The sequence below is a fragment of the Gemmatimonadota bacterium genome (genome assembly GCA_016720805.1).
Lineage (GTDB): Bacteria > Gemmatimonadota > Gemmatimonadetes > Gemmatimonadales > GWC2-71-9 > Palsa-1233.
In genome coordinates, this window is sequence record JADKJZ010000006.1 from 1 (window position 1) to 14,007 (window position 14,007).

At 68.6% G+C, this 14,007-nt stretch carries 14 protein-coding genes and 3 pseudogenes; 8 read left to right on the forward strand and 9 right to left on the reverse strand.

Annotated features, from left to right (window positions below; genetic code table 11):
• Positions 1 to 414: 414 nt before the first annotated feature.
• A complete protein-coding gene (locus IPP98_06805; GenBank protein MBL0178823.1) occupies positions 415 to 675 on the reverse strand; it encodes a hypothetical protein in 261 nt (86 codons plus the stop codon).
• Positions 676 to 995: 320 nt separating this feature from the next.
• On the opposite strand from IPP98_06805, the gene IPP98_06810 reads away from it, so the two are divergent.
• Complete coding sequence (locus IPP98_06810; protein ID MBL0178824.1) at positions 996 to 1,190, forward strand: hypothetical protein; 195 nt, start codon at positions 996 to 998, stop codon at positions 1,188 to 1,190.
• Positions 1,187 to 1,597: a hypothetical protein gene (locus IPP98_06815; protein ID MBL0178825.1), complete on the forward strand. Its 411-nt coding sequence runs from the start codon at positions 1,187 to 1,189 to the stop codon at positions 1,595 to 1,597. Before IPP98_06810 ends, IPP98_06815 begins: the two co-directional genes overlap by 4 nt.
• Before the next feature lie 368 nt (positions 1,598 to 1,965).
• On the opposite strand, the gene IPP98_06820 is transcribed toward IPP98_06815, so the two are convergent.
• The 4 genes and pseudogenes from IPP98_06820 to IPP98_06835 form a co-directional block, all read right to left on the reverse strand.
• On the reverse strand, positions 1,966 to 2,544 hold the full coding sequence (locus IPP98_06820; protein MBL0178826.1) for a hypothetical protein: 579 nt from the start codon (positions 2,542 to 2,544) through the stop codon (positions 1,966 to 1,968).
• Positions 2,545 to 2,577: 33 nt separating this feature from the next.
• Positions 2,578 to 2,844 (reverse strand): hypothetical protein, encoded by a 267-nt coding sequence (locus IPP98_06825; protein MBL0178827.1) that lies wholly within the window; start codon positions 2,842 to 2,844, stop codon positions 2,578 to 2,580.
• 208 nt (positions 2,845 to 3,052) lie between these two features.
• Positions 3,053 to 4,169 (reverse strand): annotated as a pseudogene (locus tag IPP98_06830) (ATP-binding cassette domain-containing protein).
• A 3-nt stretch (positions 4,170 to 4,172) separates the two neighbouring features.
• A pseudogene (locus IPP98_06835) lies at positions 4,173 to 4,623 on the reverse strand (DUF3299 domain-containing protein).
• A 420-nt stretch (positions 4,624 to 5,043) separates the two neighbouring features.
• Between IPP98_06835 and IPP98_06840 the strand changes: the two are divergent.
• Genes IPP98_06840 through IPP98_06850 form a run of 3 tightly spaced genes read left to right on the forward strand, consistent with a single transcriptional unit; the run spans position 5,044 to position 6,527 of the window.
• Positions 5,044 to 5,601, forward strand: a complete 558-nt coding sequence (locus tag IPP98_06840; GenBank protein ID MBL0178828.1) for a hypothetical protein — start codon at positions 5,044 to 5,046, stop codon at positions 5,599 to 5,601.
• Positions 5,598 to 5,774: a hypothetical protein gene (locus tag IPP98_06845; protein MBL0178829.1), complete on the forward strand. Its 177-nt coding sequence runs from the start codon at positions 5,598 to 5,600 to the stop codon at positions 5,772 to 5,774. Before IPP98_06840 ends, IPP98_06845 begins: the two co-directional genes overlap by 4 nt.
• Before the next feature lie 6 nt (positions 5,775 to 5,780).
• Complete coding sequence (locus IPP98_06850; protein MBL0178830.1) at positions 5,781 to 6,527, forward strand: M20/M25/M40 family metallo-hydrolase; 747 nt, start codon at positions 5,781 to 5,783, stop codon at positions 6,525 to 6,527.
• Positions 6,528 to 6,669: 142 nt separating this feature from the next.
• Here IPP98_06850 and IPP98_06855 read toward each other — a convergent pair whose 3' ends face one another.
• The 4 genes and pseudogenes from IPP98_06855 to hisD all read right to left on the reverse strand — a co-directional run bounded on the left by IPP98_06855 (position 6,670) and on the right by hisD (position 11,038).
• On the reverse strand, positions 6,670 to 6,849 hold the full coding sequence (locus tag IPP98_06855; GenBank protein ID MBL0178831.1) for a hypothetical protein: 180 nt from the start codon (positions 6,847 to 6,849) through the stop codon (positions 6,670 to 6,672).
• A 61-nt stretch (positions 6,850 to 6,910) separates the two neighbouring features.
• A pseudogene (gene typA, locus IPP98_06860) lies at positions 6,911 to 8,701 on the reverse strand (translational GTPase TypA).
• Between the two features lie 145 nt (positions 8,702 to 8,846).
• On the reverse strand, positions 8,847 to 9,752 hold the full coding sequence (locus IPP98_06865) for a cation transporter (GenBank protein ID MBL0178832.1): 906 nt from the start codon (positions 9,750 to 9,752) through the stop codon (positions 8,847 to 8,849).
• The gene (hisD, locus tag IPP98_06870) at positions 9,749 to 11,038 is read right to left on the reverse strand and encodes a histidinol dehydrogenase (protein MBL0178833.1); all 1,290 of its coding nucleotides are present in this window, start codon (positions 11,036 to 11,038) and stop codon (positions 9,749 to 9,751) included. Before hisD ends, IPP98_06865 begins: the two co-directional genes overlap by 4 nt.
• Before the next feature lie 46 nt (positions 11,039 to 11,084).
• On the opposite strand from hisD, the gene IPP98_06875 reads away from it, so the two are divergent.
• From IPP98_06875 to IPP98_06885, 3 genes are read left to right on the forward strand one after another with little or no spacing between them, the layout of a single operon-like run.
• A complete protein-coding gene (locus IPP98_06875; GenBank protein ID MBL0178834.1) occupies positions 11,085 to 12,404 on the forward strand; it encodes an HlyC/CorC family transporter in 1,320 nt (439 codons plus the stop codon).
• The gene (locus IPP98_06880) at positions 12,401 to 13,363 is read left to right on the forward strand and encodes an ATP phosphoribosyltransferase regulatory subunit (protein MBL0178835.1); all 963 of its coding nucleotides are present in this window, start codon (positions 12,401 to 12,403) and stop codon (positions 13,361 to 13,363) included. The genes IPP98_06875 and IPP98_06880 overlap by 4 nt, the downstream gene beginning before the upstream one ends.
• A complete protein-coding gene (locus IPP98_06885) occupies positions 13,360 to 13,986 on the forward strand; it encodes an ATP phosphoribosyltransferase (protein ID MBL0178836.1) in 627 nt (208 codons plus the stop codon). Before IPP98_06880 ends, IPP98_06885 begins: the two co-directional genes overlap by 4 nt.
• The last annotated feature ends 21 nt before the right edge of the window (positions 13,987 to 14,007 follow it).

Below are 14,007 nucleotides of genomic sequence, written 5' to 3' on the forward strand. Positions count from 1 at the left end.
GTTGGTGACCAGCGGCTTCGCGGGTACCTACCGACGCAGGCACGGCCGATGGCGTCACCGTGACCGACACGAATTCCGGGTCGGACCACCACGGTGGCACTGACCACCGGAATGACCACCGCCGATATCGTGCAGGCGCTGCAGACGGCGTTTCGACACCGACGGCCTCAACCTCACCGCCACCCAGGTCGGGAACGAGATCCAGCAGCTCGACCAGCTCAACTTTGGCGGCAGCGCCGCGGTATCAGCCTGGTCTTCACCGGGCTGGAGTGATGGCGCGGGCGAGGCGCCACCGTCCACCGACACCTCCGCTGCCGGCACCGACGTCGCGGGGACGATCGGCAACTTCGCGGCCCACCGGCACGGGCAGTTGCTGGTCGGCACCAGCGGTACCGACGCAACTTGGGCTCACGATCAGTACACCGGCCTGACGATCAGCGCGGCCGGCAGCGTCAATCTCTCGCTCAGCGCCGGGGCTCGGATCGAGCGCTTGCTCGACCGGTTCCTCAATACCGGCAACGGGCTGATCGACAGCAAGGTTTTTACGCGCTGGACTGCAGCACCGCCCGGCTGGCGACTCGCGTGTCCGCGCTGGATGCCCAGCTCGAACGGCGCCGCGCCGTCCTGCTGGCGAATTTCCGCCAGATGGAAACCGCCATCGCTCGGCTCAAGCAACAGTCGACCTCGCTGCTTGGCTCGACCGGCAGCTCCAACAGCAGCTCCGGAGGCAGTGACGATGAGTTACCGGATCGAGCGATCGGTACCGCGAGATGGAAGTGCGGGCGATGTCGCCCACACGCCCAGCGGTTAGGCGGCGCTCTACACCCACCTCCTGGTGGCACTGCGGCGAGCGCGCGGTCCCATCGAGGCGGGGAGATCGCGGCGCGGCGAGAGCGGCTCATCAAGGCCGAGGAGCTCGTCCACGAACTGCTCTGCTCGCTGGATCGCGACGCCGGCGGCAGGTTCGCCGATCGCCTCCCGCCCTCTACGGCTGGATGCTGGGCCAGTTCGCGACGATTCAGGCCAAGCCGAACCTGGCCCAGCTCGACGCGGTGGTGGCGATCGTCACCGAACTCCGCGGTGCACTGGCAAGCAGCCGCCGCGCAACTCGCCGGCGGAAACGCGGCAGCCTGATGCCGTTTTGCACCGAGCGAACGCGCCGCCACGTTGCTGGCAGCCCAGCTGAATGACCTGGCGCTACCGCCATGTCGTGCAGGCGCAGCGCGCGGTGCTGAGGATGGGCGATGCGGGGTTGCTGGGGATCTTCGCCAGCGAGGCCGACGGCATCATCGCCGACATCTCCGGCCCGCGAAGTCCAGTTGCCAGCCGTCTGCAGGCCGCCGTCCAGGCAGCCCCGGCGGCCCATGTGGCAGCAGGCCATCCGGTACATGGCCGAGCTGCACTGCCCGGGTCGAGGCGAGAGCAGGCCCTGGCCTCGGCGGCGGCTTGGGATCTGGCCGCCCAGATGGGGCGGGAGGCGGTCTGGATCGCCCATGAAATCGCCGACGTGACCGGCCAACTCGACCGCACCAGCAGCAGCGCCTATCAGGGCGCCGGCGACTCCGCCGCCCCCGTCATGATTGACCGTACGGGGTAGCTGCTCAGACTCTCAGGGACTTGGCCGATAGTGTATTCAATGGCTGCTCCCGCACCGACCAGTTACTCTGGTGGTCGGAACCGGGACTAGGCCAGGGCGCTTCCGCCAGGAAAGGAGGACGCAATGACGATCGACAGTCTTGGCCGCTCCAGGACACCGGGCTGACCCACGCCGCGCGGACTTCGCCGCCCGGGGCGCCGCAGTGGCAACCACCGCCCGCCGGCATCGAGTGAAGTCCGCGCCGATACGGCCGCAGCCGACACAGTGCAGTTGTCCCCGAAGCGATCGCGCTGGCCGGCGCCGAGATCCCCAAGGCAGAGATCCAGGCCATCCATCTCCGGGAGATCACCAAAGAAGATCGCCGAGGGTCAGTACGAGAGCACCGCCAACCTTGGCGATGCTTGCTGACGGACCGCATCATGAAGGAACTCCTCGGCGGCGCATGACCGCGAGGAGACTGGAGAATGCAGGTCCACCGCACGGCAGGGCAGATGCCCCGCGCCGATGCTCGCGTTGATCGGATGGTCAGCCATCCTGCGGCGTATTGCGGTAAGCCCGCCACGCGGCGGCGCCTGACCAGCAACCCCTGCAACCACCACCCCCACCAGGTAGAACCACTCCAGCGGCTGCGGCGCCGTGATCGGATGTAGACGCCGAAGTGCTCCTGCGAAGCCCCTGCCCCACCGAACAGCGCGCAACACCAGCGCCACCCCTACCACCGCCCCCCACGAACGCCAGCAGCCCCGACTCGAGCACCAGCAGCGCCGCAATCCGCCCCGGCCCGCCCCCAGCGAACGGAAAATGGCCATCTCCCGACGCCGCTCCTGCAACGTGCTGTACAGCGCAACCAGCATCCCCAACAACCCCACGAGCAACACCGCCCCCGTGATGATCCGCGCCCCGTCCTCGGCGTACCCAATGGCGTGCCACAATTCGGTCAGCGCCACCGCCGGCAAGATCGCGGTGAGCGGCTCGACCGCTCAGTGTTCATCTGTCGCTGCAACATCAGCGACGCAGCCGCGCGCCTTCGCCCCCAGCAGGAAGGCAGAGCCGGTGGCGTGTGCCTCGGCGCCGCCGCCGATGGCTGAGCGCCGGATCGCCTGCGCCCCAGGTGAGGCGGCGGTTCCGCCGGCATGGCGGTCCGCGGCGTCGCCGCGGGTGGGGCGGCCGCGGCTGGTGCCGGGGGCCGGGCAACTGTAGCGGCGCGAACTTCGGCTGGCCCAGCCGTCGGCGGATTCCGGCGCCATCCTCGTGCATCCCCTCGATCCCTTCGAGGGTGATAAACAACGAGCGGTCCACCGGCGTCGACGTGCGCGCCAGACGCCGACCACCTTGAAGGATGCTCCTCGTGATCGCTGATGCCGGTGCCACGGAGCCCGTGCGTGAACACCACCTGGCTGCCGATGCACGAGCTGGTGCGGCGTCGCCACCTCGGCGCCGATCACCACGTCGCGATCACCCTCGAGCAGCTGGCCTCCCGCGGCCGTCACCCGGCCATCGTTCCTGTACTTGGTGCTCGAAGAAGGCGGCGGTGGTGCCCACCACCCGATAGCCGTAGTAGGGAATCGCCCAGCGAGATCGGGATCGTCCAACGCCACCGCCGGATGACTGCGCCCAGCGCTGGTAGGTGCTCCACTCGACCGTCCCGCCGGCGCGCCGAGGCCGAAGATCGACGGAGCAGCAGCTGCTGGGAGCCAGCCGCGCGCCGACGATCAGGTCGGTGCCGCGGATCGTCCCCGCGAAGGGTTCGCCGAATGCCGCGGCGCACCGTCTCGACCCCGACCAGGAGCGCCACCGAGAGGGCGATCGAGAGCACGGTGAGGACGGTGGTGAGCCGCCGGTTGCGGAGCGAGCGGAGGGCGAGTTGAGGTGAGCACTCTCAGCGCCCTCCGGCCAGGTTGAGGTCGGCAGCGAGAGCACCCGGTCGAAGCGGGCGCCGAGCGAGAGGTCGTGCGACACGAAGAGCAGCGTCGCCTTCGCCTCGGCGCAGCATTCGAACAACAGCTCCAGGAAGCGGTCGCGCAGGTCGGTGTCGAGCGCCGAGGTCGGCTCGTCGGCGATCACGAGCTCGGGCGAGCCGATGATGCGCGCGAGCGCGGCGGCCACCCGCTGCTGCTGGCCGACGCTCAACTCGGTCACCGGGGTGGCGATGAAGCGCCCAGTTCGAGCCGCTCGGCGAGGCGGCGCGCCTCACCTACGATGGTGCGCCGCCAAGTCGCTCATGGCGATCGCAGCGGAGCGTGCAGCCGGGACGGCAGCGCGATATTCTCGAGCACCGAGAGGTACGGGATCAGGTTGAAGAGCTGGAAGAGGTAGCCGATATGGCTGCCGCGGAAGGCGTCGCGATGCGACGTGCAGCACGGCGAGGTCCTGCGCCGGATGCGCACCCCGCCCTTAGGGAGGGGCTCAGCACCCCGGCGATGAGGCCGAGGAGCGTCGTCTTGCCTGAGCCGCTGGGGCCGTGGAGGAAGAGGCGTTCTCCGGGGGCGATGGTGAGGTCGGCAAGCCGAAGGACCTCGCGTCCGGGGGGTACCTGAAGACGAGGTCCTGATGGCGACCGCCGAGGGGCGATCGCTCACTTCTTGGCGGGCGGAGCGTACGGCTTGCTGTCGATCCCTTCCATTTCGTAGTAGCTGGCGCCGTAGACCGATTCGGTCTGGCGCAGGTGCAGCACGCCCTCGAACATCACCGGATCCCACCAGCCGATCTTGACGGTCTTGCCGCCCTTCATCTTGACGTAGACCATCTGGTTCGGCGGCGGCGGCGGTGTGGACGCAGGCACCGAAGTACGGCACCAGGAGGAACTCGTCGGATTCCTGCATGTTGTCTTCGAGCGGGACGATGAACGCGGCGATCTTGACCAGCTTGCCGTCGAGCGCCTCGAGGGATGCCGGGGCCTTGCCGGTGTTGAGGTCGAGGCCCCCAGAATCCGCCAGTCGACCAGGACCAGGTCGGTCGCGAACGTCCCCGGCGGCCACGGCGGCGGGCGAGCCGGTGAAGACGATCGGGGCACGCGCGCCGGGCAAAGGCCGTCACCGAGGGCAAGCCGAGCGAGGACACGAGCATCGAGGGCCTCTCTGAGAACCAATTCGCAACAACAGCCAATTGGCTATGTTACGTATGATCGCCGGAATAAGTTGCCCCCCTTCCTCCCCCAGTTCCAACCCAGCGGAGAAGTCCCCATGGCCCGTTTGACGGTCGGCCTCGGCCTGGTTCTCCGGGGATCGCCGCGTGCGGCGGCGGCCAAGGCCCCAGCCACCACCCCGCTCCTGCGCGCGTCCCGCCGCGGCCCCGCTGCCGCAGGGCCCCGGCGCCCACTGCCGCGCCGGGCGCCAGTGGGCGTGACGCGGGCGCGCCGGTGCCGCGGGCGGTCGTGCCGGCGGTGGCCGCGGTGGCCCGTCGGTGGACAGCACCAAGTACGCGCACCACGCCGCCCGGACGATCCGATGATCCAGAAGATGTTTGACGAAGGGATGACCAACGGCCAGGCCGGCAAGCTGGCGCAGGTGCTGATGGACTCGATCGGGCCGCGCCTCACCGGCTCGCCGCGCCAGAACGCCGCCAACTGGGCGGTCAAGCCCTACGCCTCGTGGGGGATCCCGGCCGAGAAGCGAGCAGTACGGCACCTGGAACTCGTGGCAGCGCGGGCACACCCACGTCGACATGATTGCCCGCGCGTCCGTTCGCTCGAGGGGACGATGCCGCGGTTGGGCCCGGGCACCGGTGGCAAGGACGTCATCGGCGATGTGATCCTCTTCCCGGAGACGAAGTCGCCGGACGAGTTCGCCGCGTGGGCCAAGGCCAAGGCCAAGGGGAAGTTCGTGCTGATCTCGGCGCCACTCGCCTCCTGCCGCAGGCGGCGCAGTGGACTGAGTTCGGCCAGCCGGGCGCCTCCAGCAGCTCGCCGCGCTCAAGCCAGACCAACGGGCTGCATGGGCCGACGCGCACCAAGCGGGGCGGCAACATCAACGTCTGGACCAAGGCCTATGGCGTCGCCGGCGTGATCGGCCTCAACTGGTCACAGTACCCCGGCGTCAACAAGATCTTCGGCTCGCCGAAGCAGCAGGTGCTGACGCTCGATGCCAGTTGCGAAGACTACAACCTGCTCTTCCGCCTGGCGCAGAACAATCAGGGCCCGAAGGTCCGGCTGAACGCCGACGCCGGAGTTCCTCGGTGAGCGCCGATGTACAACGTCGTCCGGATGATCAAGGGCACCGAGCGGCCGAACGAGTACGTCGTGCTCTCGGCGCATTTCGACTCGTGGGCGGCCGCGTCGGGCGCGACCGACAACGGCACCGGCACGATCACGATGATGGAGGCGCTGCGCATCCTGCGGCAGGTGTACCCGAACCCGAAGCGCACCATCCTGATCGGGAACTGGGGCAGCGAGGAGCAGGGCCTCAACGGCTCGCAGGCGTTCGCCGAAGATCACCCGGAGATCGTCAAGGGGATCCGCGCCGGCTGGAACCAGGACAACGGCACCGGGCGCATCACCTCGCTCGGTGCCGGCCTGCTCACCAACGCGACCGACAACCTGATCTCGTGGCTGCGCGCGGTGCCGTCGTCGATCAGCGGCTGGGTCCGCCTCGGCGCGAACGCCTCGCCGGTCGCGCGGGCGGCGGCGGCACCGACGGCTGGCCTTCCAGTGCCGCGGCGCGCCGGTGCACGGGATAGGCGCCCTCGGGTGGGACTACTGCAACACCACCTGGCACACCAACCGCGACACCTACGACAAGATCGTGATCGCCGACCTGAAGAACAACGCGACGCTCGTCGCCATGCTGACCTACCTGGCCGACAAGGACCCGACCGCCAGGCGCCGCAGCTGATCAGCGTGAGAACCCGGCCACCCAGGCCCGCGATCACCTATCCGATGTGCGGGCCGAACAACTCGTCAAGGCGACGCGGAAGAGGACGGATTCGCCGTTGATTGGGCGAGGCGTAGGTCGTAGGCGAGGCGTTAGACGAAAAGGGTTGGCACACTTAGGCCCCTCTTTCCTACGACCAACGACCAACGACTAACGACAACGTCTAACGACTCCTCTTCATCATCATCAAACGAGAAGTCCTCGTCAGAAGTCCTCGTCGAGATCATCCTCGTCGTCATCGTCATCATCTTCGCCCTCTTCGCCGTCGAGTTCGTCGTCCTCATCCTCGAGGTCGAGATCGTCCACGTCGAAAATTTCCTCGCCATCTTCGTCAAACCGGCGGCGCATCGCAGTGTCCAGCGACGCCTCCAGGACGTCTCCCACGACGACATGATGTGCTCCTCCACGTGACCAGTTCCGGGTGATGACCAGTTGGGCCGGGTGGCTACCATTTACGAGACGTCGACGCCCCGGTTCGCCGCACGCTGCACCTTCTTCCGTTCGGTGGCCGCAGGCTCCGCTTGCGGAACCGGATGTTCTCCGGCGTGACCTCGATCAGCTCGTCCTCTTCGATGTACTCGAGGGCGTACTCCAGCGTGATCGGCGCGGCGGCTCGAGCTGGATGTTCTCGTCGGTCGACGTCGTCCGCATGTTGGAGAGCTTCTCTCCTTGCCGACGTTCACGTCCATGTCGTCCGGACGCGAATTCTCGCCGACGATCATCCCCTCGTAGACCAGCTCGCCCGGGGCGACGAACATCTGCGCCCGCTCCTGCAGGTTGGCCAGTGCGAAGCCGACCACCGGCGCCTCACGGTCGGCCACCAGCACGCCGCGCTTGCGACCCGCCAGCGGACCCGCCCACAGCCCGTACTCCAGGAAACGATGGTGCATCATCCCGGTGCCGCGGGTGTCGGTGAGGAACTCCGAGCGGTAGCCGAAGAGGCCGCGCGACGGGATCCGGAAGGTGAGCCGGACCATTCCCTGCCCCGGGTTTCGCATCTCGGTCATCTCGGTCTTCCGGGGGCCGAGCTTCTCCATCACGACGCCCATGTACTCCTCGGGGACGTCGATCGTCAACTCCTCGTACGGCTCCAGGCGCTCGCCATTGGGGCCGTCCTTCAGGATGACGCGCGGCCGGGAAACCTGGAACTCGTAGCCCCGCGCCGCATCGTCTCCATCAAGATGCCCAGGTGGAGCTCACCGCGTCCGGCCACCGGAGTGGGTGTCCGGCGAATCGGTCGGCTCGACCCGGAGGGCGACGTTCCGCTCCAGTTCCTTCGAAGAGCCGGTCGCGCAGCTGCCGGGACGTGACGTACTTGCCTTCGCGCCCGGCGAAGGGCGAGTTGTTGACCATGAAGTCGACCGAGATCGTCGGCTCCTCCACGGCGATGCCGGCCATCCGCTCCGGGTAGCTCGACCGAGGTGAACGTCTTGCCGATTTCCGAGCGTCTCGAAGCCCGACAGCGCCACGATCTCACCCGCCTGTGCGGCGTTTCGATCCGGTTCAGTCCGTCGAAGGTGTACAGCTTGGTGATGCGGCCCTTTTCGACGCCCGGCTCATCGGCCACCATCCCGGGCTCGCCCAGGGGCAGCAGGGAGACCTGGTCGCCAACGTTGATGCGGCCCCGCTCGATCCGGCCGATCGCGATCCGACCGATGAACGACGAGAAGTCCAGGGTCGAGACCAGCATCTGGAACGGCTTCTCCGGGTCGCCCGACGGCGGCGGCACGGTCTTGAGGATGGTCTCGAACAGCGGCTCCAGCGTGGTGCCGGGCTGGTCGAGCTCCAGGGTGGCCGTTCCGGCGCGGCTCGACGTGTACAGGAAGGGGCAGTCGAGCTGCGCCTCCGTGGCGTCGAGGTCCATGAACAGCGACAGCACTTCGTCGTGCACGCGCATCGGCTCGGCGTCCTGCCGGTCGATCTTGTTGATCGCGACGATCGGCTGCAAGCCCAGCGCCAGCGCCTTCCGGGTCACGAAGCGCGTCTGCGGCATCGGCCCTTCGGCCGCGTCCACCAGGATCAGCACGCCGTTGACCATGCGCAAGATACGTTCGACCTCGCCCCCGAAATCCGCGTGCCCCGGCGTGTCGACGATGTTCATCTTCACGTTGTGCCAGGTGATGGCGGTGTTCTTGGCGAGAATGGTGATCCCCCGCTCTTTCTCGAGCGGGTTGGAATCCATCACGCGCTCTTCGACGTGCTGGTTGGCCCGGAAGGCCCCAGCCTGGCGAAGCATCTGGTCCACGAGGGTGGTCTTCCCGGTGGTCCACGTGCGCGATGATGGCAAGGTTACGAATATCCACGACAAATCCTGTCCACGAGCCCGTCAGGTTACCTCAGGGCGCCATATATACCCGACGAGGGTGGGGGCCGCAAGGCGATCAGTGACGATGCGCCATGCCGCCCCGGAGGGGGGATGCGGCGTGGTGCTCGTGGCCGCACGCCTCGGCGCCACAGGCCTCCCCCGTCTCGAGCTGGATCGTGACGTGGCCGATACCCAGCTCGGCCATCGCCCCTTCCATCTGCTTGAGCACCGCCGGATGCCCCTCGAGGTCGATCGCCACCGCGTGGGCGCTCATCGCCACCAACCCCTTGGTGACGGTCCAGACGTGGACGTCGTGCACGCGGGAGACGCCCGCCACCGCCAGCAGCCGCTCCTCGACCTGGGAGACCTGCATGTGCTCGGGGACCCGATCCAGCAGGATCGTCCCGCTCTCGCTGACCAGCCGCCACGCGCTCCGGAAGATCAGCACCGAGACCAGCACCGAGATGATCGCGTCGGCCGGAAGCCAGCCGAAGAAGTGGATCACCAGCGCCGCCACGATGGCCCCGACCGAGCCGAGCACGTCGCCCATGATATGGAGATAGGCGCCACGGACGTTCAGGTCGTGGTGGTGATGCCCATGCAACACCCGGAGCGAGATCAGGTTGACGATCAGCCCGACGGTGGCGACCCACCCAAAGAGGACGGCATCGATCTCCCGCGGCTGATGCAGCCGGTCCCACGCCTCGAGGGTGATGCCGATCCCGATCCCGAACAGCGCCAGCCCATTCACCAGCGCCGCGAGCACCTCCCAGCGGAGATTGCCGAACTCATGCGCCGATCCCTGCCGCCGCTGGGCCACGCGCGCACCGAACCACGCCAGGGCCAGCGCGGCCACGTCGGTCGCCATGTGGCCGGCATCGGCGAGCAGCGCCAGCGAATTGCTGATCACGCCGCCGATGATCTCGATCAGCAGGAACCCCGCCGTGAGCGCGAGCACCGTGGCCAGCTTGCGACTGGTCATCCGGCCACCCGCCGCCGCACCGCCTCGGCATGTCCGAAGAGTCCTTCCGCCTCGGCGAGCGCCATGACGTGCGGCGCATCGGCCAGCAACTGCGCCCGCGAGTAGCGAATGAGCGACGTGCGCTTCACGAAGTCGTAGACGCCGAGCGGCGAGGCGTAACGCGCGGTGCCGCCGGTCGGCAAGACGTGGCTGGGCCCGGCGATGTAGTCGCCCACCGGCTCCGGCGTTGAGTCGCCAATGAAGATCGCGCCGGCGTGGCGCACCAGTGCCGCCAGCTCGTCCGCGTCACGCGTGACAATCTCGAGATGCTCCGCCGCGCGAATGTTGGCGACCTCGGCGAGCGCGGCGCGGTCAGCCACCAGCACCACCAATCCGTTGCGCATCAGTGAGGCACGCGCGACGTCGGCCCGGGGGGCTGTGGCAAGTGCCGCCTCGAGTGCTGCGGGGATCGCATCGGCCAACTCGCGCGATGTCGTCGCCAGCCACGAGGCGGCGTCTTCGTCGTGCTCCGCCTGGGCAATCAGGTCTGCCGCAATCAGGTCGGCTTGGGCCGTCTCGTCGGCGAGGATCAGCACCTCGGTCGGGCCCGCGACCATGTCGATCCCCACCTGCCCGAACACCTGCCGCTTCGCCTCGGCGACCCACTTGTTGCCGGGGCCGACGATCTTGTCGACCCGGGGGACAGTTGCGGTGCCATAGGCCAGTGCCGCCACGGCGTGCGCGCCGCCGATCTTGAAGACCCGGGTGACGCCACTGATGGCGAGGGCGGCGAGGACGGTGTCGTTGATCCCGTTCGGCGGGGTGACGGCCACCAGCTCCTTGACCCCCGCCACGACGGCTGGAATGGCGTTCATCAGGACCGAGGAGGGGTAGGCCGCCTTCCCGCCAGGCACGTACAGCCCGGCGGCGTCCACGGGGGTCACCCGCATCCCGAGCAGGGTGCCGTCGGGACGTTCCTCGCGGAAGCCGGTATCGCGCTGCTGCAGGTGATAGCGCCGGACCTGCTCGGCCGCCCGTTCCAGGGCGGCACGGACCCCGTCCGGAATCCGCGCCAGCGCCTCATGACAAGCGGTCAGGGGCAGCTCCCATTCGGTCGGGCCGAGGGAGGAGCCGTCGAACCGCTGGGTGTATTCCAGGAGCGCGGTGTCGCCCCGGGTGGCCACATCGGCGACGATCGCCGCGACGGCCTCCTGGGTGATCCGATCGGTCGTGGCGAAGGAGGGGAGGTACGCCGACAGCCCCGCCAACCCGAGGGGGGCGGTGGTGGCGTCGTATCGGCGGATCACCGCCCCATCTCGCTCCGGATGCCCGGACGCGCTAACCTTCGGCAGAATGGAACCCTCCACAAGCTGGACCTCGATCGCCGTCGGGCTGCTGTCGGTGATCGCCCTCGTGGCCCTCAACGCCTTCTTCGTCGCGGCCGAATTCGCCCTGGTGGGCGCCCGCCGCACGCGCCTCGAAGAGATGGCCGAGGCCGGCGACGGCAAAGCTACGCTGGCCCTCAAGGCGGTCCAATCCCTCGACCGCTACGTCTCCGCCACCCAGCTGGGGATCACCCTGGCCTCCCTCGGCCTCGGCATGATCGGCGAGCCGGCGCTGGCGGGGCTGCTGGAGCGCTTCTTCAGCGTCCTTCCGGCCGACCTGGCCGCCATTGCCACCCACACGGTGGCGGTGGCGATCGCCTTCTCGCTGATCAGCACCCTGCACATCGTCCTCGGTGAACTGGTACCGAAATCGCTGGCGATTCGGTTCCCGGAGGACGTCTCCCGGTGGGTGACCGCGCCGCTGATCGGCTTTGCGTGGGTGATGCACGGCCCGATCCATGTCCTGAACGGGACGGCGAACCGCCTGCTCCGCCTGGGTGGGGTCGCCCCGGTCGACGGCCACGAGCGGCTCCACTCCTCCGACGAGATCCGGATGCTGGTCGAGCAGTCCGGCGAGGGCGGCTCGCTCGGCAAGGAGCCGGCTCGCCTGCTCGAGGGGGTCTTCGAGTTCAGCGAGAAGACCGCCGAAGAGGTGATGACCCCGCGGACCGAGATGAGTGCCCTTGAGGCCGATTGCTCCGTCGAGGCGGCAGCCGACGAGGTCGCCGTCGCGGGCCGCTCCCGCTACCCGGTCTACACGGAATCGCTCGACGAGATCGTCGGCGTCGTGCTGGCCAAGGACATCCTCCGCGCCGTCCGGCAGGCGCCGGGGACGTCGCTCCGCACCATCATGCGGGCACCGCTCTTCGTCCCGGGGACGCGCGAGGTCGAGGATGTGCTCTCCGACATGAAGAAGCTCAAGACCCACTTGGCGGTGGTGCTCGACGAGTATGGCGGCACCGCCGGCCTGGTCACCATGGAGGATCTGCTCGAGGAGATCGTCGGCGAGATCTTCGACGAGTACGATCCGGTGCAGGCCGCCGCCCTGGCCGCGACCGCCGATGGCTCGGTCGTCATCGAGGGAAGCACCACCATCGGCGACTTCAACAATCGCTTCGAGACCGACCTCGACGACAGCGACTACACCACGGTCGGCGGCTTCCTCTTCGGACAGCTCGGCCGGCTCCCCAAGGTGGGCGATCGGGTGACCATCGGCAGTCACGGATTCGAGATCGCCGAGATGGCGGGGAGGCGAGTGGAGCGCGTTCGGGTCATATTGACCGCATGATGACTCGCTCGTCCATCGCCCCGGTCCCGCCGGGGACCCTCGACCTGACCGGCCCCGCCGTCCGTCGCCGCAGGACGTTGCAGCGCGCGGCCACGACCGTGCTCGAATCGGCCGGCTTCGAGGAATGCATTCCGCCGACCTTCGAGTACGACGAAGTCTTCCTCCGCGCCGGTGGCCCCGAGATCGCCGAGCGGCTGCTGCGCTTCCCCGATCATGACGGCCGCCTCCTCGCCCTCCGCTACGACTTCACGGCCGCGGTGGCGCGCGTGGCAGCGACGTCGTTCGCCGATGTCGCGCCGCCGCTCCGCCTCTGCTATTCGGGCAAGGTCTATCGGCAGGAGCCCGACCGGGTGGGGCGCCCACGCGAGATCCTGCAGGTCGGTGCCGAGATGCTGGGGATGGCCGGGGCGGCGAGCGACGTCGAGCTGATTCGACTCACGCTCACGCTGCTCGCCGCGCTGGCACCGGCCGACTACCAGGTCAACATCGGCCACGTCGGGGTGCTCGCGCCCGGCTTTGCCGCGCTGCCGCCGGAACGGCGGAGCGAAGTGCGCCGCTGGGTCGATCGGAAGGATCGCGCGTCGCTGGCCCGCCATCTCGCCGGACTCGACTCGCCCGCGCGCGAGCTCGCCTCGCTGCCGTTCATCATCGGCCGCCGCGACGCGCTCGAGGCGGCGCTGCCGACGGCGCCGGCGGCGGTGCGCCCCGGGTTGCAGCAGCTCCTCGCCCTCGATGCGGCGCTCACCGACGACGAGCGCAAGCACGTCGTGTACGACCTCGGCGAGGTGCGCGGGCTCGACTACTACACCGGGATCCACTTCGAGGTCTTCGTGAGCGGGGCTGGTCACGCGGTCGGCGCCGGCGGTCGCTACGACGACTTGATGGGGCGCTTCGGGCGGCCGATGCCGGCCGTTGGCGTCTCGCTCGATGTCGACGCGCTGGCGGAGTTGGTCCCGTGAGCGGCATCCTCCGATTGGCACTGGCCAAGGGGCGCCTCTACGACGGCGCGGTGGAACGCCTCACGCACGCCGGCATCACGGTGGCGACCGATGCCGGCCGCCGCCTGCTGATTCCGACCAGCGATCCCTCGCTCGAAATCATCGTGGTGAAGCCGGGCGACGTCCCGGTCTACGTCGAGAGCGGTGCCGCCGACCTCGGCGTCACCGGCACCGACGTGTTACGTGAATCGGACGCCGACGTACTCGAACCGCTCGACCTGGGCTTCGGGGCCTGCCGACTCGTCGTCGCCGCGCCGATCGCCACGTCGTATCCGAGCCTGCCGCACGGCCGCACCCCGCGCGTCGCGACCAAATACCCGCGACTCGCGCGGCAGCACTTCGCCGGCATGGGCCGCGCGGTGGAAGTGATCATGGTGGGGGGATCGGTCGAAGTGGCGCCGCTGTTGGGCCTCTCCGACTGGATCGTCGACCTGGTCGACACCGGCAACACGCTCAAGGCCAACGACCTGACCGAGCGTGAAGTCATCCTGCAGAGCAGCGCAGTCCTGGTGGCGAATCGGGCGTCGCAGAAGCTGAAGCTCGAGGCCCATCTTCAGCTGATGAGGATGATCGATCATCGATGATCGATCATCGATCATCGGCCG